Source organism: Curtobacterium sp. JUb34, assembly GCF_003755065.1.
Taxonomy (GTDB): domain Bacteria; phylum Actinomycetota; class Actinomycetes; order Actinomycetales; family Microbacteriaceae; genus Curtobacterium.
Map to the genome: position 1 here is coordinate 62,472 of NZ_RJVH01000002.1, position 23,620 is coordinate 86,091.

27 protein-coding genes are annotated in these 23,620 nt (G+C 70.6%); 25 read left to right on the plus strand and 2 right to left on the minus strand.

What is annotated here, in order from left to right:
• Positions 1-68 precede the first annotated feature (68 nt).
• The 6 genes from EDF63_RS06795 (at position 69) to trmD (ending at position 5,135) form a co-directional block, all read left to right on the plus strand.
• Entirely contained in the window at positions 69-914 is an 846-nt protein-coding gene (locus EDF63_RS06795) for an SDR family oxidoreductase (RefSeq protein WP_123312285.1), read from the plus strand.
• A gap of 4 nt (positions 915-918) precedes the next feature.
• Positions 919-3,054 (plus strand): FAD-dependent oxidoreductase, encoded by a 2,136-nt coding sequence (locus EDF63_RS06800; protein WP_123312286.1) that lies wholly within the window; start codon positions 919-921, stop codon positions 3,052-3,054.
• Positions 3,055-3,218: 164 nt separating this feature from the next.
• Positions 3,219-3,632, plus strand: a complete 414-nt coding sequence (gene rpsP / locus EDF63_RS06805) for a 30S ribosomal protein S16 (protein WP_123312287.1) — start codon at positions 3,219-3,221, stop codon at positions 3,630-3,632.
• A gap of 3 nt (positions 3,633-3,635) precedes the next feature.
• Positions 3,636-3,872, plus strand: coding sequence for an RNA-binding protein (locus tag EDF63_RS06810; protein ID WP_111086067.1), 237 nt, complete (start codon positions 3,636-3,638; stop codon positions 3,870-3,872).
• A gap of 19 nt (positions 3,873-3,891) precedes the next feature.
• Entirely contained in the window at positions 3,892-4,437 is a 546-nt protein-coding gene (gene rimM / locus EDF63_RS06815) for a ribosome maturation factor RimM (RefSeq protein ID WP_311316880.1), read from the plus strand.
• A gap of 5 nt (positions 4,438-4,442) precedes the next feature.
• On the plus strand, positions 4,443-5,135 hold the full coding sequence (gene trmD, locus EDF63_RS06820; RefSeq protein ID WP_123312288.1) for a tRNA (guanosine(37)-N1)-methyltransferase TrmD: 693 nt from the start codon (positions 4,443-4,445) through the stop codon (positions 5,133-5,135).
• 286 nt (positions 5,136-5,421) lie between these two features.
• Here the strand turns inward: trmD and map are convergent, their stop codons facing one another.
• Positions 5,422-6,213 (minus strand): type I methionyl aminopeptidase, encoded by a 792-nt coding sequence (gene map / locus EDF63_RS06825; RefSeq protein ID WP_123312289.1) that lies wholly within the window; start codon positions 6,211-6,213, stop codon positions 5,422-5,424.
• A gap of 167 nt (positions 6,214-6,380) precedes the next feature.
• On the opposite strand from map, the gene rplS reads away from it, so the two are divergent.
• The 9 genes from rplS (at position 6,381) to EDF63_RS06870 (ending at position 13,535) form a co-directional block, all read left to right on the plus strand.
• Positions 6,381-6,737 carry a 50S ribosomal protein L19 gene (gene rplS, locus EDF63_RS06830; RefSeq protein ID WP_123312290.1) on the plus strand — a complete coding sequence of 119 codons (357 nt, stop codon included), beginning with the start codon at positions 6,381-6,383 and terminating at the stop codon, positions 6,735-6,737.
• Positions 6,738-6,870: 133 nt separating this feature from the next.
• Positions 6,871-7,614 (plus strand): signal peptidase I, encoded by a 744-nt coding sequence (gene lepB / locus EDF63_RS06835; protein WP_123312291.1) that lies wholly within the window; start codon positions 6,871-6,873, stop codon positions 7,612-7,614.
• Positions 7,611-8,309: a ribonuclease HII gene (locus tag EDF63_RS06840; RefSeq protein WP_123312292.1), complete on the plus strand. Its 699-nt coding sequence runs from the start codon at positions 7,611-7,613 to the stop codon at positions 8,307-8,309. The genes lepB and EDF63_RS06840 overlap by 4 nt, the downstream gene beginning before the upstream one ends.
• Before the next feature lie 179 nt (positions 8,310-8,488).
• Positions 8,489-8,812 carry a DUF2469 family protein gene (locus EDF63_RS06845; RefSeq protein WP_111086072.1) on the plus strand — a complete coding sequence of 108 codons (324 nt, stop codon included), beginning with the start codon at positions 8,489-8,491 and terminating at the stop codon, positions 8,810-8,812.
• 105 nt (positions 8,813-8,917) lie between these two features.
• Positions 8,918-9,265, plus strand: a complete 348-nt coding sequence (locus EDF63_RS06850) for an Lsr2 family protein (protein ID WP_123312293.1) — start codon at positions 8,918-8,920, stop codon at positions 9,263-9,265.
• A 152-nt stretch (positions 9,266-9,417) separates the two neighbouring features.
• The gene (locus EDF63_RS06855) at positions 9,418-9,807 is read left to right on the plus strand and encodes a YraN family protein (protein WP_123312294.1); all 390 of its coding nucleotides are present in this window, start codon (positions 9,418-9,420) and stop codon (positions 9,805-9,807) included.
• The gene (locus tag EDF63_RS06860; protein WP_123312295.1) at positions 9,804-11,327 is read left to right on the plus strand and encodes a YifB family Mg chelatase-like AAA ATPase; all 1,524 of its coding nucleotides are present in this window, start codon (positions 9,804-9,806) and stop codon (positions 11,325-11,327) included. Before EDF63_RS06855 ends, EDF63_RS06860 begins: the two co-directional genes overlap by 4 nt.
• Positions 11,328-11,332: 5 nt before the next feature.
• A complete protein-coding gene (dprA, locus tag EDF63_RS06865) occupies positions 11,333-12,571 on the plus strand; it encodes a DNA-processing protein DprA (RefSeq protein WP_148061742.1) in 1,239 nt (412 codons plus the stop codon).
• Positions 12,572-12,596: 25 nt separating this feature from the next.
• The gene (locus EDF63_RS06870; protein ID WP_395871558.1) at positions 12,597-13,535 is read left to right on the plus strand and encodes a tyrosine recombinase XerC; all 939 of its coding nucleotides are present in this window, start codon (positions 12,597-12,599) and stop codon (positions 13,533-13,535) included.
• Positions 13,536-13,772: 237 nt separating this feature from the next.
• On the opposite strand, the gene EDF63_RS06875 is transcribed toward EDF63_RS06870, so the two are convergent.
• Entirely contained in the window at positions 13,773-14,456 is a 684-nt protein-coding gene (locus tag EDF63_RS06875; protein ID WP_221180539.1) for a murein hydrolase activator EnvC, read from the minus strand.
• Positions 14,457-14,793: 337 nt separating this feature from the next.
• On the opposite strand from EDF63_RS06875, the gene EDF63_RS06880 reads away from it, so the two are divergent.
• From EDF63_RS06880 to EDF63_RS06930, 10 genes are all read left to right on the plus strand, one after another.
• Positions 14,794-16,236: a sugar porter family MFS transporter gene (locus EDF63_RS06880; protein ID WP_260233003.1), complete on the plus strand. Its 1,443-nt coding sequence runs from the start codon at positions 14,794-14,796 to the stop codon at positions 16,234-16,236.
• Positions 16,237-16,595: 359 nt separating this feature from the next.
• Positions 16,596-17,522 carry a 30S ribosomal protein S2 gene (gene rpsB / locus EDF63_RS06890; RefSeq protein ID WP_123312300.1) on the plus strand — a complete coding sequence of 309 codons (927 nt, stop codon included), beginning with the start codon at positions 16,596-16,598 and terminating at the stop codon, positions 17,520-17,522.
• A gap of 85 nt (positions 17,523-17,607) precedes the next feature.
• Positions 17,608-18,435, plus strand: coding sequence for a translation elongation factor Ts (gene tsf, locus EDF63_RS06895; RefSeq protein ID WP_123312301.1), 828 nt, complete (start codon positions 17,608-17,610; stop codon positions 18,433-18,435).
• A gap of 126 nt (positions 18,436-18,561) precedes the next feature.
• Positions 18,562-19,281: a UMP kinase gene (gene pyrH, locus EDF63_RS06900; RefSeq protein ID WP_071406376.1), complete on the plus strand. Its 720-nt coding sequence runs from the start codon at positions 18,562-18,564 to the stop codon at positions 19,279-19,281.
• A gap of 47 nt (positions 19,282-19,328) precedes the next feature.
• The gene (gene frr / locus EDF63_RS06905; RefSeq protein WP_123312302.1) at positions 19,329-19,883 is read left to right on the plus strand and encodes a ribosome recycling factor; all 555 of its coding nucleotides are present in this window, start codon (positions 19,329-19,331) and stop codon (positions 19,881-19,883) included.
• Positions 19,884-19,948: 65 nt separating this feature from the next.
• On the plus strand, positions 19,949-20,893 hold the full coding sequence (locus tag EDF63_RS06910; RefSeq protein ID WP_123313072.1) for a phosphatidate cytidylyltransferase: 945 nt from the start codon (positions 19,949-19,951) through the stop codon (positions 20,891-20,893).
• A gap of 89 nt (positions 20,894-20,982) precedes the next feature.
• Positions 20,983-21,531 (plus strand): DivIVA domain-containing protein, encoded by a 549-nt coding sequence (locus tag EDF63_RS06915; RefSeq protein WP_123312303.1) that lies wholly within the window; start codon positions 20,983-20,985, stop codon positions 21,529-21,531.
• 60 nt (positions 21,532-21,591) lie between these two features.
• Positions 21,592-22,569 (plus strand): transglycosylase SLT domain-containing protein, encoded by a 978-nt coding sequence (locus EDF63_RS06920; RefSeq protein ID WP_395871564.1) that lies wholly within the window; start codon positions 21,592-21,594, stop codon positions 22,567-22,569.
• 12 nt (positions 22,570-22,581) lie between these two features.
• Entirely contained in the window at positions 22,582-22,884 is a 303-nt protein-coding gene (locus tag EDF63_RS06925; protein WP_260233004.1) for a hypothetical protein, read from the plus strand.
• Positions 22,881-23,618: an alpha/beta hydrolase gene (locus EDF63_RS06930; RefSeq protein WP_123312304.1), complete on the plus strand. Its 738-nt coding sequence runs from the start codon at positions 22,881-22,883 to the stop codon at positions 23,616-23,618. Before EDF63_RS06925 ends, EDF63_RS06930 begins: the two co-directional genes overlap by 4 nt.
• Positions 23,619-23,620: the final 2 nt, after the last annotated feature.

Here is a 23,620-nt window from a genome sequence, read left to right on the forward strand (position 1 = left end):
CGGACGGGAGGCCCGTGGCGGGCCCGCCCCGCGCCTCCCGTCCTTCCCCACGCACGTAGAGGACCGCAGTGACCGACACCACCAACGCACCCATCGCACTGATCACGGGCGCTTCGCGCGGCATCGGCCGCCTGCTCGCGCAGAAGCTCGGCCAGCGCGGCGTCACCGTCGTGGTGACGTACAAGGGCAACGCCGACCTGGCCGAGGAGTCGCTGGCCGACGTCAAGGCCGCCGGCGGCGACGGCATCACCGCGCAGGTCGACATCGAGCAGCCGGAGTCGATCGACGCCCTGTTCGACCTGGTGCGCGACACCTACGGCCGCCTCGACCACTTCGTCGCGAACGCTGCCGCCAGCGCGTTCAAGCCGGTCAAGGAGCTCAAGCTGCACCACCTGGACCGCAGCTACGCCACCAACGCCCGCTCGTTCGTGCTCGGGGCGCAACGCGCTGCCGAGCTGATGGACCGGGGTGGCCGCATCGTCGTCGTGACCTCGTACGGATCGCTCCGCGCCTTCCCGACCTACGCCGCACTCGGTGCCGCCAAGGCGATGAGCGAGTCGTACATGAAGTACATGGCGGTCGAGTTCGGACCGCGTCAGATCACCGTGAACGCGGTGAACGGCGGCCTCATCGACACCGACTCGCTCGAGTACTTCTACACGAAGGTCCCCGGGCAGGCGCCGATCGACTCCGTGTTCGAGAAGCTCCCACTGCAGCGCCCCGGCACCGCCGACGACATGGCGGACGCCGTCGACTTCCTGCTGTCGGACAAGGCCGGGTACATCACCGGGCAGGTGCTGTCGGTCGACGGCGGGCTGACCGTGATCGCGCCGCCGTTCTGGGCGGACACGACGTCGCCGCTCCGCGACGCGGTGCTGCCGGCCGACGCCGCGGGCGCGGACACCGCAGAATAGGCGCATGAGCAGCGTCGCTTCCGCCCCCGTCGTGCCGGACTCCCTCCGGACCGTCGCATCACCCTGGACCCTCGGCCCCCTGCACCTGGCCAACCGGGTGGTGATGGGGTCGATGCACACCGGCCTCGAGGTGCACGACGACGGCGGGGCCGGCATGGCGGCGTTCTACCGCGAACGGGCGGCCGGCGGCGCGGCGTGCATCATCACGGGCGGCATCGGGGTGAACGACGAGGCCCGGGGCGGCCCCGACTTCGCCGTGTTCGGCGTCGGGGGAGCGGACGAGCGGTTCCGTACGGCGGTCGACGCCGTGCACGAGGAGGGCTCCACGATCCTCGCCCAGCTCTTCCACGCCGGTCGCTACGCGCTCGCCGCGGGGATGGTCGACCGGCACGGGGAGCCCCAGCGGGTGGTGGCACCGACGGCCCTGCCGTGGGCGGCCGCCCGCGGCGTGGTGCCGACGGCACTGACCGCCGCCGAGGTCGAGCGCACCATCGAGGACTTCGCCGCTGCGGCCCGGTCCGCGCGCGACATCGGGTTCGACGGCGTCGAGATCATGGCGTCCGAGGGGTACCTGATCAACCAGTTCCAGTCGCCGCTGACGAACCTGCGCGACGACGAGTGGGGCGGTGACGCCGTCCGTCGCCGGCGCTTCACGATCGAGGTGGTCCGCGCGGTGCGCACCGCGGTGCCCGGGCTCGCCGTGACGATCCGGCTCTCCGGCGCCGACCTGATGCCCGGGTCCTCGACCGATGACGACGTCGACGCCCTCGTGCACGACCTGCTGCCGCTCGGGCTCGACGGCATCTCGGTGGGGATCGGCTGGCACGAGTCCCGCACCCCGACCGTGCAGGCCGCGGTGCCGCACGGTGCCTGGCTCGACTACGCCGCGCGCATCGCCGGGGTCGTGCGCGCGTCGTCGTACCCCGACGTCCGCGTGATCGCCTCGAACCGGATGACCGACCTGCGCGACGGCGAGACCGTCCTCGCCGACGGGACAATCGACGCCGTCGCCCTGGCCCGACCGTTCCTCGCCGACCCGGCCCTCGTGAACCGCTCGCTCGCGGGCCGGTTCGCCCTGGTGAACACCTGCATCGGCTGCAACCAGGCGTGCCTCGACCGCTCGATCATCGGCGCGCCGGTCTCCTGCCTGGTCAACCCGCGCGCCGCCCGCGAGGTCGCGTTCCCCACGCGTCCGACCACCGACCCGAAGCGCGTCGACGTCGTCGGCGGAGGACCGGCCGGCCTCGCCGCCGCGGTCGACGCCGCCCGACGCGGCCACCACGTCACCGTGTGGGAAGCCGCCGACCGGCTCGGCGGCCAGTTCGGCCTCGCCGCCCTCGTCCCCGGCAAGGAGGACTACGCCGCGACGGTCCGGGCCGCCCGCGCCGAGCTCGACGAGCGCGGTGCCACCGTGCACCTCGGGCGCCCGGCGACGGCCGCCGACCTCGCCGGTAGCGACGCCGTCGTCCTCGCAGCCGGGGTGGTCCCGCGGGACGTCGACGTCCCCGGCAGCGACCTGCCGCACGTCCTGTCGTACGAGCGGGCACTCCGCGAGGGCGTGCCCGCCGGTACCGTCGCGATCATCGGCGGCGGTGGCATCGGCGTCGACACCGCGGCGTTCCTGACCGAGTCGCCCGACGAGGCCGTCCGGGCCACCGAGTTCGCGGCCCGCTGGGACCTCGACGTCTCCGGTGCACTCGTCGGCGACGTGCCCCAGCGACTGCCCGCTGCGGCACGCACGATCCGGCCGGGCGCCGACGTCACCGTGCTCCGCCGCTCGGGCAAGTTCGGCCAGGGCGTCGGGATCACCTCGCGCTGGGTCGCCATCGGTCGCCTCCGTGACGCCGGGGTGCACATGGTGGGCGGCGTGCAGGAGTACCTGCGCATCGAGCCCGGCGCCCTCTGGATCCGCGACGAGCACGGCGAGGAGCGCGCGATCCCGGCGGACAGCGTCGTGGTCTGCGCCGGGCAGGAACGCGCGATCGACACCGATGGCGACGTGCCCGGCGGACTCGTGACGGGCCTCCAGGCCGCCGGTGTGCCGTTCGCCGTCGTCGGCGGCGCTCGCGACGCACGGAGCGTGGACGCGGTCCGCGCGACGTCCGAGGCCCTCGAAGCGGTCCGGCGACTCGCGCCGTAGCGCGTCGGCTCGCATCGCGGCCGGGAATCTGTAAGAATGAACGGTCGAATCGCCGCAGCTCGACCCTCTATCCAGCTGTGAGCGATCTCTCTCGAGCTTTCACCGTGTGTGCCCCCACGCCCGCGGTTCCGGTTCAACCACAACGTAAGCAAACAGGAGCAATTGTGGCTGTCAAGATCCGTCTGAAGCGTCTCGGTAAGATCCGTGCGCCCTACTACCGCATCGTCGTCGCCGACTCGCGCACCAAGCGCGATGGTCGTGTCCTCGAGGAGATCGGTCAGTACCACCCGACCGAGGAGCCCTCGGTCATCAAGATCGAGTCCGAGCGTGCGCTCTACTGGCTCGGCGTCGGCGCGCAGCCGACCGAGCAGGTCGCGGCCCTCCTCAAGCTGACCGGCGACTGGGCCAAGTTCAAGGGCGAGAAGGACACCGCGTCCAAGGTCAAGGTCGCCGAGCCGAAGCCGGCCTTCCAGGTCGACTCCTCGAAGAAGGCCGTCCTCAAGCCGAAGTCGGAGAAGACGGCTCCCGCCGCCAAGGCCGATGACGCCGAGACCGCCGACGAGACGACCGAGGCGTAGTCCTTGCTCGAATCCGCGCTGACGCACCTCGTCAAGGGGATCGTCGATCACCCTGACGACGTGCGCGTCGCCAGCTCCACCTCCCCGCGGGGCGAGGTCCTCGAGGTGCGCGTGCACCCCGAGGACCTCGGCCGCGTGATCGGACGTGCCGGGCGGACCGCCAAGGCACTCCGCACCCTCGTCTCGGCCCTGGCCGACGGCAAGCGGGTGCGGGTCGACGTGGTCGACACCGATTCCTAGGGAGACGACCCAGCTCCGGGTGGGTCGCATCACGAAGGCACACGGGCTCAAGGGCGGCATCAAGCTCGAGCTCTACACCGACGACCCGGATCGTCGGTTCACCCCCGGTGCCACGTTCACGCTCCAGGTCCCCGACGACTCACCGTGGTCGGGCAAGACCCTCGAGCTGGACGAACTCCGCTGGTACAACGGTCACCCCGTCGCGTTCTTCGCCGGGATCGACGACCGCACCGCGGCCGAGTCCCTGGCGCGCATCATCCTCTGGGTGGAGCAGGACGCCGACGCCGAGACCGGCGAGGACGACGCCTGGTACGACCACCAGCTCGTCGGGCTGAAGGTCCTGCGCGACGGCGTCGAGGTCGGCACCGTCGCCCGCGTGGACCACATGCCGGCGCAGGACCTGCTCGCGATCGACACCCCGTCCCGCGGCGAGGTCCTCGTGCCGTTCGTCGCGGCCATCGTGCCGGCGGTCGACATCGCGGCGGGCACCGTCACGGTCACACCGCCGCAGGGGCTGTTCGAGGACCCCGAGGACACCTCCCGGCCCGAGACGGTCACGGACTAGCTGCCGTGCGGATCGACATCGTCACGATCTTCCCGGAGTTCTTCTCCGTGCTGGACGTGTCCCTGCTCGGCAAGGCCCGGCAGCAGAACATCCTCGACCTGCACGTGCACGACCTGCGCTCGTGGACGACCGACCGGCACCGCACCGTCGACGACACCCCGTACGGCGGCGGCGCCGGCATGGTGATGAAGCCCGAGCCGTGGGCGCAGGCACTGGACGCGCTGCTCCGGCCGGACGGCTCGTCGACCCTGGTGGTCCCGACCCCCGCCGGCACGCCCTTCACGCAGTCCATCGCGCGCTCGCTCGCATCGACGTCCGACCACCTCGTGTTCGCCTGCGGGCGCTACGAGGGCATCGACGCCCGCGTCTTCGAGTGGGCGGCGTCTCGCTGCTCGGTCGTCGAGCTCTCGCTCGGTGACTACGTGCTGAACGGCGGCGAGGTCGCGGCGATGGCCATGATCGAGGCCGTCGGCCGACTCGTCCCCGGCGTCGTCGGCAACCCAGAGTCCCTGGTCGAGGAGTCCCACGAGGACGGTCTGCTCGAGTACCCCTCGTACACGAAGCCCGCCTCGTGGCGCGGCTTCGACGTCCCCGACGTGCTGCTCAGCGGGCACCACGCGCGGGTCGGTGCCTGGCGGCACGAGCAGCAGGTGGAGCGGACGCGTCGCGTCCGGCCCGACCTGCTGCCCGACGCGTAGCGCCTTCCTGCCCCGGGCTGGTCGCCGGGCTTGCCGGTCGCCGGTCGCCGGTCGCCGGTTGTCGCTTTCGCGAAAGCGACAGTCTGCCGTGGAACATCCGCGGGCAACTGTCGCCGTCGCGCACATGACGGCGGGCGCAGCCGAGATCTGTCGCTTTGGGGTACTGGTCGCGACCCGTGACGGACTGGAGGCGCGGGGCGGGGCTGCACCGTCCTCCCTCGCAGGCTCGGTCGGCGCGGCCCGCGTGACGCTGGCGCGTCACCGCTGAGCGGGTCGCGCCAGTCCGTCAGGCGGTCGGGTCGGCGCGCTGGGCGCGACGCAGGGTCAGGACCTCGGGTCCGGCCTCGGTGACCGCCACCGTGTGCTCGACGTGCGCTGCACGGGAGCCGTCGACGCTCCGGAGCGTCCAGCCGTCGTCGTCCTGGTACAGCTCGTCGGTGCCCTGCATGAGCCACGGCTCGATGGCGACCACCAGGCCGGGCCGGAGCTTCAGGCCGCGGCCCGGACGTCCGTCGTTCGGCACGTGCGGGTCGCCGTGCATGGTCCGACCGACGCCGTGTCCGCCGAACTGCAGGTTGACGCCGTAGCCGGCCTGCTTCGCCACGTGTCCGATCGCGTGCGACACGTCGCCGAGCTTGTTGCCCGGCGCCGCCTGCGCGACACCGGCGGCCAGTGCGCGCTCGACGGTGGCGATGAGTGCCTGGTCCTCGTCGCGGGGCGTCCCGACCTGCACCGACACGGCGGAGTCCGCCACCCAGCCGTCGACGCTCGCCGCGAAGTCCAGGCTGACGAGGTCGCCGTCCTGCAGCACGTGGTCGAAGGGCAGACCGTGCAGCGCGGCGTCGTTCACAGAGGTGCAGAGGTTCTTGCCGAACGGCGACCTGCCGAACGAGGGGTGGTAGTCGACGTAGCAGCTCTCGGCGCCCCGGTCGGCGATCATCCGCGCGGCGACGCGGTCGAGCTCGAGCAGGTTCACGCCGACGTCGACGGTGTCGAGCAGCTCGTCGAGGACGTCGGCCACGAACCGACCGGCGACGCGCAGGCCGTCGAGTTCGGTGGGGGTGCGCAGTTCGATCATGGGTCCATCCTCGCTGTTTTGCCCCCGGCGTTCCGTGTGGCAGTATGGATCGCTGTGCCCTGGCTGGACTCTGCCACGGGGGAGTCGCCGACACCGGGCACGCACCACCACTTCATCAGACATCGATCCGCGGCGACCCGTGTGCGTCCGCAGAGAGTAGAACAGCCATGAGCCAGCTCCTCGACAACGTCGACGCAGCATCGCTGCGGACCGACGTCCCGGACTTCCGCGCCGGAGACACCATCAAGGTGCACGTGAACATCGTCGAAGGCACGCGCTCGCGTATCCAGGTCTTCCAGGGTGTCGTCATCGGCCGCCAGGGCCACGGCGTCGGCGAGACCTTCAAGGTCCGCAAGGTGAGCTTCCAGGTCGGCGTCGAGCGCTGGTTCCCGGTGCACTCGCCGATCATCGACCACATCGAGATCGTCACCAAGGGTGACGTTCGTCGCGCGAAGCTCTACTACCTGCGCGAGCTCCGCGGCAAGGCGGCCCGCCGCAAGATCAAGGAGAAGCGCGACGCCTGATCGCCTTCACAGTGAGCGTCCGCGAGCCGGACGCCGCTGCTGGCCCCTCGCCGATGTACGGTTGTGCATCGACGGGGGGCTTTCCCTTTGCGCCCGCTGAACCCGGGCGGACGCGGTGTGAACGAGAGCGGAAATGACGGACACGACAGAGGAATCCGGGCGCAGGCCCCGGCCCGAGAAACAGCGCAACGGGATCCTCACATTCCTCCGCGACCTCGTCATCATCTTCATCGCGGCACTGCTCGTGTCGTTCCTGGTCAAGACGTTCCTGATCCGTTCGTTCTACATCCCGTCGGCGTCGATGGAGAACACGCTGCAGATCAACGACCGCGTGATCGTCAACGAACTCGTCCCGGGTGCCGTGGCGCTCAAGCGCGGCGACGTCGTCGTGTTCAAGGACCCGGGCGGATGGCTCGCCGGGTCCGAGGTGCCGAGCGTGACGCCCGACACCCAGCCCGCCAAGGCCATCGACTGGGTGCTGACGCAGATCGGTCTCGGGACCGGCGACAGCGACGACCACCTCATCAAACGCGTGATCGGCCTGCCGGGTGACAAGGTCTCCTGCTGCAACGACCTCGGGCAGATGTCCGTGAACGGCGTCCCCATCAAGGAGCCGTACCTCAAGCTGCCGGCCGGCGCCCCTGCATCGGCGACCGACTTCTCCGTCACCGTGCCGAAGGGCACCATCTGGGTGATGGGCGACAACCGCAACGACTCCAAGGACTCCCGCTACAACGGGGACACCCCGTCGAAGGGGTTCGTGCCGCTGTCCGACGTGACCGGCCGCGCCTTCGTGATCTCCTGGCCGACGAGCCGCTGGACGTGGCTCGACGACCACCCCGAGGTGTTCGCCGGCGTGGAGGAGCGCGACCAGTGACCGCCGTCCGCCCGTCCCTGCGTGTCGAGAAGCGACTGCTCGGCGCCGGCCGCGTCACGGTCATCGGGATGGACGAGGTCGGCCGTGGCGCGATCGCCGGCCCTGTGGGTGTGGGCGTCGCGGCCGTGACGATCGACGTCGGACGGGTCCCGCAGGGCCTGGCTGACTCGAAGCTCCTGTCGGCTGCCCGCCGGACGGACCTGGTCCCCGTCGTCACACGGTGGGCGCGCACCGCCGTCGGCATGGCGTCCGCCGAGTACGTCGACCGGCAGGGGATCGTCCCGGCGCTCGGTGCCGCGGGCGCGCAGGCACTCGAGTCGCTGGTCGCCGGAGGCCTGTCGCTCGACGGCGCCGTGGTCGTGCTGGACGGGTCCTTCGACTGGCTCACCCGAGCCGTCCCGGCGTCCCTCCGGCCACCCACGGACCCGCTCGAGGTCGTCGTGCAGGTCAAGGCCGACCGCGACTGCGCATCGGTCGCCGCGGCGTCGATCGTGGCGAAGGTCGCACGGGACGCCCTGATGATCGCGGCCCACGACGAGGCGCCCCACTACGCCTGGGCGTCGAACAAGGGCTACGGCTCGACCGCGCACTACGACGCCATCCGCACGGTCGGGGCGCACGCCCTGCACCGGAAGTCGTGGTTGCACCAGGCCTCGAGCGTCTCGCTGGACGGCTTCGACGCGCTCGTCGGCTGACGGCTGCTCCCTCCCGCACCCGTGAGGTTCCGAAATCTCGGCATCTCGGCGCACCTCCCGCTCGGACGTGAAACCTCGGTGGAACGCAGGCGGCGTGTTGTGGAACCTCGATGAGCTCAGGTGGGGGCAAGTGTCGAGGTCGCGCGCTGCTGCGGCTGTCGCCGTAGACTGTGGGCGCAATGGATGAGGACGAATTCGACGACTACGACCGCGAGGTCGAGCTGGCCCTGTACCGCGAGTACCGCGACGTCGTGTCGCAGTTCCGCTACGTGGTCGAGACGGAGCGACGTTTCTACCTGGCGAACGAGGTCGAACTCGTGCGCCGGGACACCGAGCACGATTTCTACTTCGAACTGACGATGAACGACGTCTGGGTGTGGGACGTCTACCGTTCCGACCGGTTCGTGAAGGGCGTGCGCGTCCTCACGTTCAAGGACGTGAATGTCGAAGAACTGACGTCGCGAGAACTCGAACTCCCGAAGGAACTCGCACTCGACGAGTGATCTTCATTTCCGGTGCATTCGGTGAATCGCCGGTGATCGGTGACGTGCGGCAATTCCACGCGGTATTCTGATCGGGATTTCCCGTCCAATGAACAGGAGCCGCGCATGGCACAGAAGGTCACCGTCCAGCTCGTCGACGACCTCGACGATTCCCCCATCACCACCGGTGAAGGACGCACGGTCGAATTCGGTTTCGACGGATCGTCGTACGAGATCGACCTGACGAACGACAACGTCGACAAGTTCCGTGAAGCGATCTCCGACTACATCGCAGCAGCGCGCAAGGTCTCCGGTCGTCGTACCGGTGGCACGGCTCCGAAGTCGGCCCCGAAGCGCGGGAACTCGGAAGAGCTCGGCAAGATCCGCGAATGGGCGAAGGAGAACGGCTACGAGGTCTCGACCCGTGGTCGTATCTCGACCCAGGTGCAGGAAGCGTACGCAGCCGCACACTGATCCGCTGCTGACGAAGGACCCGGGTGATCGCGATCACCCGGGTCCTTCGTCATTCCTCCCCAAAGCGGATCGTCCGCACCTGATTCCACAGATCCACCGTCTGCGCTGTCCGCCGCGGCCGGCCGCGCGATCGTTGTCGCGGAGGCAACGACATGGAACAGAAGGTGCAGGGTCCGCCCGGACGAACACTCCGCAACGGTCGCTTGGGGCGGTTCGGTGAAGACCGGGCCGTGGCATGGTTGCAAAGCCGGGGATTCCGGGTCCTCGAACGGAACTGGCGGTGTGCCCGCGGCGAGATCGACATCGTCGCGTGGGATTCCTGCACGCTCGCGTTCATCGAGGTGAAGACACGATCCGGGACGGCGACGGGACATCCGTTCGAGGCGATCACGGTGACGAAGCGCGCCCGGATGCGGCGACTCGTCCCCGAGTGGTTCGACGCTCATCCCGAAGTGCATGCACGCGCCGTCCGCATCGACGTCGTCGCGGTGCACGTCGACGGGCCCCGGACCGCCGTGGAACACCTGGCGGGTGTGCTGTGACGGGCATCGGTCGTGCTGCGGCCGTCGCCCTGCTCGGGGTGACCGGCCGCCGGATCGAGGTCGAGGCCCACCTGACCAGCCAGCTGCCCGCGTTCAGCATCATCGGACTGCCCGACACCTCGCTCGGCGAGGCGCGCGAGCGGGTCCGAGCCGCTGCTGCGAACGCCGGGTGTCCACTGCCGGCACGCCGGATCACGGTGAACCTGACGCCCGCGGCGATCCCGAAGCGCGGTTCCGGGTTCGACCTGGCGATCGCCATGGCGGTGCTCGCCGGGGCCGGGCTCGCCCCCGACGTCAGCGAGCGCATCGTCTACATCGGTGAGCTCGGCCTGGACGGCCGGGTCCGACCGGTCGCCGGGGTCATCCCGATGCTGCTGGCCGCGCGAGACGCCGGAGCCGACCGGGTCGTGCTGCCGATCGGCAACTTGCCCGAAGCACGCGTGGTCGACGGCGTGCGCACCACCGGAGTCGACTCGCTCCGGGCGGCCGCGATCGACGCCGGAGCGCTGTTGCCGCCGGTCGAGGTCGACGCGGTGCTGCCGGTGCCGGTGCCGACGGTCGAACGCCCGGTGGCCGAGTTGTCGGACGTCGTCGGCAACCCGATCGGGGTGCGCGCCGTCATCGCCGCCGCGGCCGGCGGACACCACGCCCTCCTGCTCGGTCCGCCCGGTGCCGGCAAGACGATGCTCGCCGAGCGGCTCCCCGGACTCCTGCCCGACCTCGACGACGCGACCGCGCTGGAGGTCGCGGCCGTCCGGTCCGTCGCCGGACTCGGTTCGGCATCGTGGAGCACGAAGCCCCCGTGGGAGGCCCCGCACCACTCGGCGTCGGCGATCTCGCTGATCGGGGGAGGCTCCGGTGTGCTGCGACCGGGAGCGGTGTCGCGGGCGACCGGCGGCATCCTGTTCCTCGACGAAGCGCCGGAGTTCCCCCGGGCGGTGCTCGATGCGCTCCGGCAGCCGCTCGAGTCGGGGCGGATCACGATCCACCGCGCAGCGGGGGCCGCCGAGTTCCCGGCGCGGTGCCAGGTCGTGCTCGCCGCCAACCCCTGCCCGTGCGGGAACGCCGGTGGTCCGCACGGCCAGCCGTGCGAGTGTCCGCCGAGTGCGGTCCGGCGCTACCTCGGCCGCATGTCCGGACCGCTGCTCGACCGGATGGACATCCGGGTGCTCGTCCCCCGGGTGACGACGGGGAAGATGCGCGGTGCGGACGGGAACGCTCCGACGACGGCCGAGGCCCGCGCCGGGGTCGCTGTTGCCCGGGCACGGATGGCTGCACGCCTCCGAGGGACCGGATGGACGAAGAACGCCGAGGTCACCGGAGCGTGGCTGCGGGCGGACGGTCGGATCGAACCGCGTTCGACCACCGAGCTCGACCGGGCGCTCGACCTCGGCACCCTGACCATGCGGGGCTGGGACCGGGTGATGCGGCTCGCCTGGACCCTCGCCGACCTCGATGCGGTCGACCGTCCGACCAGGACCCACGTCCGGGGCGCCCTCGCCCTCCGGAGCGCACTGTGAACGGCGTGGGCTCCGGACACGGCGGCGAACTCCTCGTCGCGATCCGGCGGATCCTCGGAACCGACGACACATCGGATCCGATGGAGACCGCAGCCCGGGTCGCGTGGTCCGTGATCGTGGAGCCGGGGGACTCCGTCGCGGGCGAGCTGATGGCTGCCTTCGGTCCGCAGCGTGCCCTGGGCTCGGTCCTGTCGGCGGCGGATGGTGCGTTCGACGAGCTGCTCGCCGACTGCGTCGAGGCCGGTGTGCCCGGGGCGGAAGATGCCGACGTCTTCGCCGGTGTCCTGCGCACGGCGATCGACCGATGGCGACCGCGGCTTTCCCGGTCCGACGTGGCCGACGTCGTCGCCGCGGCCGAGAGCGTCGGTGCCCGACTGCTCGTTCCCGGTGCTCCTGGATGGCCGACGGCGCTCGACGATCTCGGCCCGCACGCCCCGCTCGTGCTCTGGACGCGCAGCGCCACCACGAGCGTCGGCGACGGTGCACCCGCACTGGCCGTGGTCGGATCGCGGGCGAACACCGTCGCCGGGGCCGAGGCCGCCGCCGAGATCACCTCGACCGCGGCGGACGCCGGTTGCACGATCACCAGCGGTGGTGCGTACGGCATCGACGCCGTCGCACACCGCGTCGCGATCGCCGCCGGCGCGCCGACGGTTGCGGTCCTCGCCGGGGGCATCGACCAGCTCTACCCCGCTGGCAACGTCCAGCTGCTCCGCAACGTCGCTCGGCAGGGGGCGCTGCTGGCCGAGTCGGCGCCGGGGACACGGCCGACCCGGTGGCGCTTCCTGGCACGGAACCGGTTGATCGCCGCCCTCGCGGACGCGACGGTCGTCGTGGAGGCCGGCGCGCGATCCGGCGCGCTCAACACCGCGCACCACGCCGGCCAGCTCGGCCGCCCGGTGTTCGCCGTGCCGGGAGCGTTCGCGTCCTCGGCGTCGGTCGGGTGCCACCGGCTCGTGGCGCAGGGCCGGGCACAACTCGTCGTGCACCCGGGGGACCCGATCACCGCGTTGCGCCCGGCGACCGCGTCCGGTGCATCCGCGGTGCCGGACCAGCCCCTCGTTTCGGTCCAGCGTGATCCGGAGGTCGTCCGCGTCCTCGACGCGCTCGGCCGTCGTGCCCTGCCAGAGGTCGAGATCGCTCGTCGGTCCGGGCTGTCCGGAGCCGAGGTGGCGGATGCCCTCGCGCTCGCGCAGCTGCAGGGGCTCGTGGCGCACAGCAGCGGCGGGTGGGGCCGCGCATGACGTCGGCCAGCCGTACGCTGACGACGTGGTGGACCGAGCGGAGCAGACGGACGGGCGACTCGTGGCGGCGGTCGACACGTTCCTCGGGAACGCTCGACACGCCAGGGGCCTCAGCGAACAGACGCTGCGCGCGTACGCGAACGACCTCGAGCAGTTCATCGAGTTCGCCGCGCGGCGTGGTGTCGTCGGCATCGACGGGGTCGACCTCGAACTCCTCCGTGACTGGTTGTGGGAAGCCGACCAGCGGGGGCTTGCCCGGTCGACGATCGCCCGCCGGTCGTCGTCGGTGCGGGCGTTCACCCGGTGGGCGAGCGAGACCGGGGTGACCGCGACGGACGCCGGCGTGCGGCTCCGTGCGCCGAAGGGTGGTTCGCACCTGCCGCGGGTGGTGTCGGCCGACCAGGTCCGCGGGATGCTCGACGGCCTCGCGGTCCGTGCGGCGACCGACGATCCGAAGGCGCTGCGGGACCTCGCGCTCGTGGAGTTGCTGTACGCCGCGGCGATCCGGGTGAGCGAACTCGTCTGCATCGACGTCGCGGACGTCGATCGCGGGCGCCTCACGGTCCGGGTGCTCGGGAAGGGCGGGAAGGAGCGGGTCGTCCCGTTCGGCGTCCCGGCTCGCGACGCGCTCGAGGCGTGGACGTCGCGAGGGCGTCCGACCCTCGCAGAGCGGGCCGGTGTTCCGAGCACCGCTCTGTTCCTCGGCGACCAGGGCGGTCGGCTCGGGGTGCGCAGCGCGTACCGCGTGGTCGCTCGACTGCTCGGCGACCTGCCCGGTGAGGGGCCGAGCGGACCACACACCTTCCGGCACACTGCGGCGACGCACCTGCTCGACGGGGGAGCGGACCTGCGTGCGGTGCAGGAACTGCTCGGGCACGCGAGCCTCGGGACGACGCAGATCTACACGCACGTGTCCTCGGCGCGGCTGCGCGAGGTCTACCGGACGGCCCACCCGCGCGCCTGACACGCGACCGGTGCGCTCGCAGGAACGCGACCGGCGGAACTGGCAGGACCGGTTCGACCGGTGCCACCGGCGCGACCGGCGCTGCCGGTGCCACCGGCGCGACCGGCGCCACTGGCGCGATCGCCACGCCTGCAGGAACGGGGCCGGCGCAAGCGGCGTGCCCGCCCGATAGGGTCACCACGCGCCCGTCGTACCCGCCCCGTCCGAGTCACATCGATCAGCGCTTCGCGCCGACGCTCACCCGGGCCAGGCGGACTCCGGCAGCAGGACGGGCCACTCCGCCGGCGGCAGGTACGGCACCGGGTCCATGTAGCGGCCGTCCACCCTCGCGCCGAGGTGCAGGCACGGGGCCGTGGCCGGGCAGTGCCCGACGGACACCCGCCCGACCGGATCGCCCTGTCGGACGTCGTCCCCTGCGGCGACGAGCGGCTGCACCGAGTCGAGGGTGCTGACGAGCCCACCGCCGTGGTCGATGGTCACTACGCTGCGGCCGCCGACAGGTCCGGCGAACGCCACCGTGCCGTCGTCGACCGCATCCGCCAGCGTGCCGATCGGCGCAGGGACGTCGATCCCGCGGTGACCGGCGGCGTAGTCGTCGGACGGGGGCTCCCACCCGCGCTCGACCACCCGTGTGCCGGTCGGCCAGACCCACGGTTCGGCAGCGCGAGTCGCCGCCCTACGGTCCCGCTGGTCGAGCAGGCCATCCGGCACCGGCGTCGGTGTCCCCGACGAGCCGGTGAGCACCCCGACCAGACCGAGCGCCCCGAGCACCCCGGCCAGACCGAGCGCCCCGAGCACCCCGGCCAGACCGAGCGCTCCGAGCACCCCGGCCAGACCGAGCGCCCCGAGCATCCCGAACGGCTTCGCCACGACGCCCGCGACCGCGGGGAGCCGAGCACCGGAGCCGGGGAACACGAGCATGCCGCCACTCTGTCCGGCCCAGACCGGCCACACGACCGAGGTGGGCCTGCCCGTGGATGGTGGGGCGGGCCTCCCGGCCTGTGGAGGGACAGCGCAACCGCAACGAACGACGTCCTCGATGTCGCACGACGTCGAGGGTGTCGTTCCGAGTCGAGCCGACACCACGACACCGCACCCCCACCCCCGACACCGCACCCGCACCCGGTTATGACCACATCCCCCACGAGGAGTACAGTCGGGGCCGCTCCGGACCACGCAACGCCGCACGGACGGCGAACGAGCCGACCGCCGGGGCACCGTGCCCACAGCAGCACGGCCGGCAGAACCCAGGAGCATCGTGTCCAACACAGCCACCGGGCACGGCGAGGACCGTGCGTTCAAGGGGAAGGTCACCGCGTTCGCCATCGCAGCAGCGGTGGGCGGTTTCCTCTTCGGTTTCGACTCGTCGGTCATCAACGGCGCCGTCGAGGCCATCAAGGGCGAGTTCGGCCTGTCCGAGGCGGCGAGCGGCTTCGCGGTCGCGTCCGCCCTCATCGGCTGTGCGTTCGGCGCCTACTTCGCCGGTCGCCTCGCTGACCGCTGGGGCCGCACCCGGGTGATGTTCTGGGCCGCTGTCCTGTTCCTGGTGAGCTCGATCGGCTCCGGCTTCGCGTTCGCCACGTGGGACTTCGTCCTGTGGCGCCTCGTCGGCGGCCTCGGCATCGGGACCGCCTCGGTGATCGCGCCGGCGTACATCTCCGAGGTCTCCCCGAAGGCCATCCGCGGGCGGCTGGCCTCGTTCCAGCAGCTCGCCATCACGCTCGGTATCTTCGCCGCGCTGCTGTCGGACCAGTTCTTCGCCGTGACCGCCGGTGGCGCGTCCGAGGTCGTCCTCGGGCTGCCGGCCTGGCGCTGGATGTTCCTGGTCGGCGTGATCCCGTCGGTCGTGTACGGCATCCTGGCGATCACGCTGCCGGAGTCGCCGCGGTACCTGCTCGCAAAGGGCCGGACCGAGGACGCACGGGAGGTCATGACCAAGATCGTCCCGCGCGAGACCGTCAACACGAGCCTGGAGGAGATCCAGGACGGCATCAAGAAGGAAGCCAACGAGAAGAAGGGCTCCATCCGGGGCAACCGCTTCGGCCTGCAGCCCATCGTCTGGGTCGGCATCATCCTGGCCGTGCTGCAGCAGTTCGTCGGCATCAACGTGATCTTCTACTACTCGACGACGCTCTGGCAGGCCGTCGGGTTCAAGGAGAGCGACTCGTTCCTCATCTCGACGATCACCTCGGTGGTGAACGTCGCCGTGACCTTCATCGCGATCTTCCTGGTCGACAAGGTCGGGCGGAAGCCCCTCCTGGTGACCGGTTCCGCGGGCATGTTCATCTCGCTGGCGATGGTCGCGATCGCGTTCTCGCAGTCGACGATCGTGGACGGCAACCCGAGCCTGCCCGGCTCGTGGGGTGTCATCGCCCTCATCTTCGCGAACCTGTTCGTCGTGTCGTTCGGTGCGACGTGGGGTCCGCTCATGTGGGTGCTGCTCGGCGAGATGTTCCCGAACCGCATCCGCGCCACGGCGCTCGGTATCGGTTCGGCCGCCAACTGGGTCGCGAACTTCATCGTCACCATCACCTTCCCGGTGCTGTCCGGCTTCAACCTGACGGTCACGTACGGCATCTACGCGCTGTTCGCGCTGATCTCGTTCTTCTTCGTCATCGCGAAGATCCCCGAGACCAAGGGCCGCTCGCTCGAGGAGATGGGCATCTCGGCCGAGGGCGACACGGTGAACGCGAAGTCCTGACGGACCCAGAACACACCGGACAGGGCCCACGCCGCCGGTTCCGGACCGTCGCGCCAGCGACGGGCCGGCCGTGCCGGTGGGGAGAGGCCCGGATCACGTCAGCCGGTCGGCGCGCGTGATCCGGGCCTCCTGTCTGCTAGCATTTCTCCAGCAGTGCGCTGATGCGCGCTGACTTCGCGTGTCCACAGGGTCGTCAACGGTTCGCCGTCTTCGACCGGCACCCGACCATCGGTCCCGCTCTCACGAGCGGGCGGTCGCGTGCCAGGACACCAGGGATCACGACCTCCGGTCGTGCTCGACACAACCGCAACAGGAGCACAGCGCAGCTGTGCGCCGAGAACACAGAAGGAGGACGGCACATGGCCGTCGTCACCATCCGCCAGCTGCTCGACAGCGGCGTCCACTTCGGACACCAGACCCGTCGGTGGAACCCGAAGGTGAAGCGCTTCATCCTCGCCGAGCGCTCGGGCATCCACATCATCGACCTGCAGCAGTCGCTGACCTTCATCGACCGCGCGTACGACTTCGTCAAGGAGACGGTCGCGCACGGTGGCACGATCCTCTTCGTGGGCACCAAGAAGCAGGCGCAGGGCTCCATCGCCGAGCAGGCGACCCGCGTCGGCCAGCCGTACGTCAACCAGCGTTGGCTCGGCGGTCTGCTCACGAACTTCCAGACGGTCTCCAAGCGCCTCGCGCGCATGAAGGAGCTCGAGGAGATCGACTTCGACGACACGACGAAGGGCTTCACCAAGAAGGAGCTCCTCATCAAGAAGCGCGAGCTGGACAAGCTCCACAAGACCCTCGGTGGTATCCGCAACCTCACGCGGACCCCGAGCGCGCTCTGGATCGTCGACACCAAGAAGGAGCACCTCGCCGTCGACGAGGCGCAGAAGCTCGGGATCCCGATCATCGGCATCCTCGACACCAACTGCGACCCCGACGAGATCACGTACCCGATCCCGGGCAACGACGACGCGATCCGCTCCGTCGGTCTCCTCACCCGCATCGTCGCCGACGCCGCGGCCGAGGGCCTGAAGACCCGCCACAACGGTGGCGACGACGAAGAGGCCGCAGAGCCCCTCGCCGAGTGGGAGCAGGAGCTCCTCGGTGGCGACGCCGCGACGCCGTCCGCCGACGCCGCTCCCGAGGGTGCGACCGTCGAGGAGAACAACGCCGACGCGCAGGTCGCCGCGAAGGAGATCGGCGAGCCGATCGCCGACGACGCGAAGAACGCGGAGCCGACGGCCGAGGCCGAGGCAGCCGCGGAGACCACCCCCGCCGAGTGACCTGTCGCAGGCGCCGGGCCCGATCGGGTCCGGCGCCTGCGTCACCACTCTCCACACACGTACAGTCCAGAAAGGACTCCAGTCAATGGCAAACTTCACCGCTGCTGACGTGAAGAAGCTCCGCGAGGACCTCGGCGCCGGCATGATGGACGCGAAGAACGCGCTCGTCGAGGCCGACGGCGACTACGACAAGGCCGTCGAGCTGCTCCGCATCAAGGGTGCGAAGGCCGTCGCCAAGCGCGACGACCGTGCCACCTCCGAGGGTGTCGTCGTCGCGACCTCCGAGAACGGCGCCGCCACGGTCGTCGAGCTCGCGAGCGAGACCGACTTCGTCGCGAAGAACGAGAAGTTCACGACCCTCGCCGACAAGGTGCTCGGCGCCGTCGCGGCTGCCGGTGCAGCCGACGTCGCCGCCGCGAACGCCGCCCCGCTGGACGGCAAGACCGTCCTCGAGGTCGTCAACGAGTCGGCCGCCGCGCTGGGCGAGAAGCTCGAGGTCCGCACGGTCCGCCGTGTCGAGGGCTCGGCCTTCGAGATCTACCTGCACAAGACCAGCCAGGACCTGCCGCCGCAGATCGCCGTCGTCATCGCGTACGAGGGTGACAACGCTGCCGAGGCCCGCTCGATCGCCCAGCACGTCGCGTTCGCGAACCCGACGTACCTGACCCGCGACGAGGTCCCGGCCGACGAGATCGCCAAGGAGCGTGCGACCGTCGAGGCGATCACGCGCGAGGAGGGCAAGCCCGAGGCTGCGCTCCCGAAGATCGTCGAGGGCCGGGTGAACGCCTACATCAAGCAGGTGTCGCTCCTCGACCAGGACTACGCGAAGGACAACAAGATCTCCGTCGCGAAGGCCGCTGAGAACGCCGGCATCACGATCCAGGGCTTCGCCCGCGTCAAGGTCGGCGCGTAACGAACCCGTGACGGGGTCAGGAACCAACCAGGTTCCTGGCCCCGTTTTTCGCGCCTCCGGGCGCGACACACCCGCGACACATCCGCGAGTACATTTCCACGAGACCACGACGAAGGGTGCGACCAGATGACCGACGAGAAGACCGGACGACGCCGCGTACTGCTGAAGCTGTCAGGAGAGGCCTTCGGTGCCGGATCGCTCGGCGTGAACCCCGACGTGATCGGGACCATCGCCAAGGAGATCGCCGTCGCCGCGCGCGAGGTCGAGATCGCGATCGTCGTCGGTGGGGGCAACTTCTTCCGCGGCGCCGAGCTCTCCCAGCGCGGGATGGACCGCGGCCGCGCCGACTACATGGGCATGCTCGGCACCGTGATGAACGCGCTCGCGCTGCAGGACTTCCTCGAGCAGGCCGGCGCCGCGACGCGCGTGCAGTCCGCCATCGCGATGACCCAGGTCGCCGAGCCGTACATCCCGCGGCGCGCCGAGCGACACCTCGAGAAGGGCCGTGTCGTCATCTTCGGCGCCGGCGCGGGCCTGCCCTACTTCTCGACCGACACGGTCGCGGCGCAGCGGGCACTCGAGATCAAGGCCGACGAGGTCCTCGTCGCCAAGAACGGTGTCGACGGCGTCTACACGGCGGACCCGAAGAAGGACGCCACCGCCGAGAAGCTGCACCACGTGACCTACCAGGACGCGCTCCTGAAGGGCCTCAAGGTGGTCGACGCCACCGCGTTCTCCCTCTGCATGGACAACGGCATGCCCATGCACGTCTTCGGTATGGAGGGCGACGGCAACGTCCAGGCCGCCATCCGCGGGGAGCGCATCGGCACCGTGGTCAGCAACTGACCCGCACCGCTGACTAGACTCGACGCCAGTACCGAAGGAGTAACACCGTGATCAGTGATGTCCTGACCGAAGCCACCGAGAAGATGGCGAAGGCTGTCGAGGTCGCCAAGGACGACTTCTCGACCGTCCGCACCGGCCGCATCAACGCGGCGCTCTTCCAGAAGATCCCGGTCGAGTACTACGGCACGCCGACGCCGCTCGCGCAGCTCGCGTCGCTGCAGACGCCCGAGGCGCGCACGCTCATCGTGACGCCGTACGACAAGACGGCGCTCAAGGAGATCGAGCGCGCCATCGCGACGTTCCCGAACCTCGGCGCCAGCCCGACGAACGACGGTGACATCGTCCGCGTGACGATCCCGGAGCTCACCAAGGACCGCCGCAAGGAGTTCGTGAAGCTCGTGCGGACGAAGGGTGAGGACCACAAGGTCGTCATCCGCAACATCCGCCGCAAGGCCAAGGACGACCTCGACGCACTCAAGGGCGAGATCTCCGACGACGAGATCTCGCGCGGCGACAAGGACCTCGAGGTCCTGACGAAGAAGCACGTCGACCAGATCGACGACTCGCTGAAGAAGAAGGAAGCCGAACTCCTCGAGGTCTGATGCGCCGCCCGGAACAGGGCGGTGAACGCCCCACAGCAGAGCACGGACCCGAGCAGACCGGGCCCGTGAAGAAGGGGCTCCGCCAGGACTTCGATGCGCGTGCCCGAGCGGCCCGCACCGACTTCGAGGCGCAGCTCCGGCAGCGCAAGGCGGACTTCGGTGCGCGCAACGAGGCCCTGACCGCACGGACCGGGCGCAACCTGCCGGCGGCGATCGGCATCGCGCTCGCGTTCGCCGTCGTCATGCTCGGCACGCTCCTCATCTGGACGCCGTCGTTCATGGTCGTGGCGGCGTTCCTGCTCGGCGTGGGCGTCTACGAGCTGACGAGCGCCATGCGCTTCGCGGGCCGTGACGTCCCGCGGATCCCGAGTGTCGCCGTCGCGATCGCGATCGTGCCGGCGGCGTTCCTGCTCGGCCAGATCGCGGCACTCTTCACGCTGCTCGGCGGCATCGTCCTGATCAGCCTGTGGCGGTTGGTCGAGGTCGCGGTGTCGCGGCAGAAGCCGTCGGCCGGCAACGTGTTCCGCGACCTCACCAACGGGCTGTTCGTGCAGGCGTACATCTCGCTGCTCGGCGCCTGCGTGGTGCTGCTCTCCGCACAGCCGCAGGGCAACCTCTGGGTGATCGGCTTCATCCTGGTCGTCGTCGCCGTCGACACTGGTGCCTACGCCACCGGGCTCAACCTCGGCAAGCACCCGATGGCGCCACGGATCAGCCCGAAGAAGACCTGGGAGGGCTTCGCGGGGTCGGTCGCGGCGAGCATCGTCGTCGGCATCCTGGTCGCCTGGCTCATGCTCGGACTGCCGTGGTGGACCGGCGTCGTGCTCGGGGTCCTCATCTCCGGGTCGGCCACGTTGGGCGACCTCACCGAGTCGATGATCAAGCGCGACATCGGCATCAAGGACATCTCGTCCTTCCTGCCCGGGCACGGCGGACTGCTCGACCGCATCGACAGCATCCTGCCGTCGGCTGCGGTCGCGTACGTGCTGTACCTGATCGTCAACCACTGACCGACATCGATCGACCCCGTCTGCCAGCCTGAGCGCCGCCCTCAGCGCGTCCAGGTTGTGCAACGGGTCGGGACTGGCAGAATGACGCCGTGGCCACCACCTTCCCGACCGCAGCCCGCTCCGCCCTCGGATACGATGTCGACGAAGTCGAGCGTTTCCTCGAGGACGCCCGTCGCGCGTACTCCGCCGACGACAGCGCCCCCGGCATCGAGGCCGCGAAGATCCGCGCCACCGCGTTCTCGATGCGGAAGGGCGGGTACTCCACCTCGCACGTCGACGCAGCGCTGGAGCGGCTCGAGGACGCCTTCGCCGCACGTGAACGCGAGCGGGAGATCGGCGACGCCGGCCAGAAGGCCTGGTACGCCGAGGCCCGCACGAAGGCCTCCGACGTCGTGGCCCGCCTCGAACGTCCGGACGGTCAGCGGTTCAACCGGGTGAGCATCCTCGGCACCGGCTACCACCCGAAGGACGTCGACGCCTTCGCCGCCCGACTCGGGGGATACTTCCGCGAGGGCAAGCCGCTGAGCCTCACCGAGGTGCGGTCCATCGTGTTCCGTCCGAAGCACGGCGGCTACCGCGAGGCCCAGGTCGACGCGCTGCTCGACGCCGTCGTCGAGGTCATGCTCGCCGTCCGCTGACGACGCGCTGTCCCCAGGTGCTTCGCTTTCCGTGATCGTTCCGTTACCCTGGTCCTACTCATGGGCAGGCACACGGCAGACCACAGCTCCGACCGCGATCTCCGCGAGCACCTGAGCCTCCAGGCTTCGGGTGAGCGCCGCGCGGCACTGAACCGAACCCGTACGGCGGACACGTCGGTGCTCCAGGCGAACCCGCAGGTCCTGCCGGAGACCGGCCCGGTCGCGATGCCGAAGTCGGTCGCAGCGAACCGCGTGTCCGACGAACGCATCGCCGCGTTCGTGCACGAGGCCCCCGCTGCCCGCGTCGACCCGCGCGCCGCGAAGCAGCGGACCGCGACCGCGCAGCAGTCGACCCAGGGGGCTGCCGCCGCCGTGAACGCCTTCGCACGGAAGCGTTCGTCCGTCCCGGCCTTCTCGTTCGTCGGGGTCTTCCTCTTCGTGGGGGCGTCGCTGTTCAACCCGCTCCAGGCCGACGTCGCACAGGCCGCGGTCGACACCCCGGTGCTCGTGAAGACGCCGCAGGCCCCGCAGCAGTACACCGCGCACGGCACCTACGGCGAAGCCGCCGCAGACCGCGACGGCTACGGCGTGACCGTCCCGGCCCCCAAGGTCGTCAAGCCCGTCGTCGAGGAAGAGGCCGACGACGCCACCACCGACGAGACGACCGACGCTGCGGCGACCGAGACCGAGAGCGTCTCCGCTGCGAACACCCTCGCAGCCGTGGCCGCGACGCCCGACGCGGGCAGCGCGCAGGCCATCGCCCTGCAGCTGGTCACCGCCCGCGGCTGGGGGACCGACCAGTACAACTGCCTCGTCTCGCTGTGGAACAAGGAGTCCGGCTGGCGGGTGAACGCCTACAACCCCAGCGGTGCGTACGGCATCCCGCAGGCGCTCCCGGGCAGCAAGATGGCAACCGCCGGCGCCGACTGGCAGACCAACCCCGCGACGCAGATCACGTGGGGTCTCAACTACATCTCCGGGGTCTACGGCACCCCGTGCGGCGCCTGGGGCCACAGCCAGGCGAACAACTGGTACTGATCGGCAACTGGGGTGCCGCGCAGCAACCGGCCGCGGCGTCCCCGCGGTCGCGACGTCGAGCCTGACGAGGACACCGGCCTCGACCGGCTGATGAGTGCGTGGAAGCGCACCGAGGTTCGTCGCGGGCGCGAGTACCTCGTCCAGCCGGTCTCCGCGGCCTCGGCGCAGAAGGAGTACGTCTGCCCCGGGTGCGGCGGCACCGTGCTGCCCGGCACCGCGCACGTGGTGGTCTGGCGCTCCGACGGGGTGCTCGGCGACGCCGCCGACCTGGCATCACGTCGACACTGGCACAACCACTGCTGGAGCATCGCATGACCGACGACGACGGCGAGATCCGCTCCGCCACGCAACTGCCGGCCAGACGTACCGACGTCGAACTCGTCACCGACGACCACCTCACGCTGGTCGGTGAGCTCGCCGAACCCGAGACCCGGCCGGCACGGGGCACCATCGTGACGCTGCACCCGCTGCCGACCGCGCACGGCTTCATGGACTCGCACGTGCTCAAGAAGGCCGCGGCACGCCTGCCGGCCCTGGCCGACATCGCGGTCCTGCGCTTCAACTTCCGGTCGGTGACCTCGCCACGAGGCACGTCCGAGGGTGTGTTCGGCGAGGGTGTCTCCGAGGGGTTCGACCTGCGCGCCGGCGTCGCCGAGGTCGTCGACCGCGGCCTGCCGACACCGTGGCTGGTGGGGTGGTCGTTCGGCACCGAGGTGATCCTCAAGCACGCGCTGGAACACGTCGAGGCCGGAACGGTCGCAGGCGTCGTGCTGCTCTCCCCACCGCTGCACCGCACCACGGACGACGAGCTCGCACGATGGGCGGCCGTGGACGTCCCGGTGGTGGCCCTGGTGCCCGAGCACGACGACTTCCTGCAGCCCGACCAGGCGATCGCCCGGTTCGCCGTCGCCCCGAACGTCCGGGTCGTCCCGGTCGAGGGCGCGAAGCACCTGTGGGTGGGGGAGCGGTACGTCCGGATCGTGCTGGACGCGATCGCCGACCTCGTCGTCCCGGGCAGCGCGCCGTTGCCGACGCACTGGCCCGTCTGAGG

What these genes read in the sequence shown, in the direction of transcription:
- pyrH (WP_071406376.1), top strand. Translation starts at nt 18,562, where the DNA reads ATGACCGACGAGAAGACCGGACGACGCCGCGTACTGCTGAAGCTGTCA.
- map (WP_123312289.1), bottom strand. Translation starts at nt 6,213, where the DNA reads ATGATCGAACTGCGCACCCCCACCGAACTCGACGGCCTGCGCGTCGCC.
- EDF63_RS06800 (WP_123312286.1), top strand. Translation starts at nt 919, where the DNA reads ATGAGCAGCGTCGCTTCCGCCCCCGTCGTGCCGGACTCCCTCCGGACC.
- EDF63_RS06850 (WP_123312293.1), top strand. Translation starts at nt 8,918, where the DNA reads ATGGCACAGAAGGTCACCGTCCAGCTCGTCGACGACCTCGACGATTCC.
- EDF63_RS06875 (WP_221180539.1), bottom strand. Translation starts at nt 14,456, where the DNA reads ATGCTCGTGTTCCCCGGCTCCGGTGCTCGGCTCCCCGCGGTCGCGGGC.
- lepB (WP_123312291.1), top strand. Translation starts at nt 6,871, where the DNA reads ATGACGGACACGACAGAGGAATCCGGGCGCAGGCCCCGGCCCGAGAAA.
- EDF63_RS06920 (WP_395871564.1), top strand. Translation starts at nt 21,592, where the DNA reads ATGGGCAGGCACACGGCAGACCACAGCTCCGACCGCGATCTCCGCGAG.
- EDF63_RS06930 (WP_123312304.1), top strand. Translation starts at nt 22,881, where the DNA reads ATGACCGACGACGACGGCGAGATCCGCTCCGCCACGCAACTGCCGGCC.
- EDF63_RS06845 (WP_111086072.1), top strand. Translation starts at nt 8,489, where the DNA reads ATGGATGAGGACGAATTCGACGACTACGACCGCGAGGTCGAGCTGGCC.
- tsf (WP_123312301.1), top strand. Translation starts at nt 17,608, where the DNA reads ATGGCAAACTTCACCGCTGCTGACGTGAAGAAGCTCCGCGAGGACCTC.
- rplS (WP_123312290.1), top strand. Translation starts at nt 6,381, where the DNA reads ATGAGCCAGCTCCTCGACAACGTCGACGCAGCATCGCTGCGGACCGAC.
- EDF63_RS06855 (WP_123312294.1), top strand. Translation starts at nt 9,418, where the DNA reads ATGGAACAGAAGGTGCAGGGTCCGCCCGGACGAACACTCCGCAACGGT.
- rpsB (WP_123312300.1), top strand. Translation starts at nt 16,596, where the DNA reads ATGGCCGTCGTCACCATCCGCCAGCTGCTCGACAGCGGCGTCCACTTC.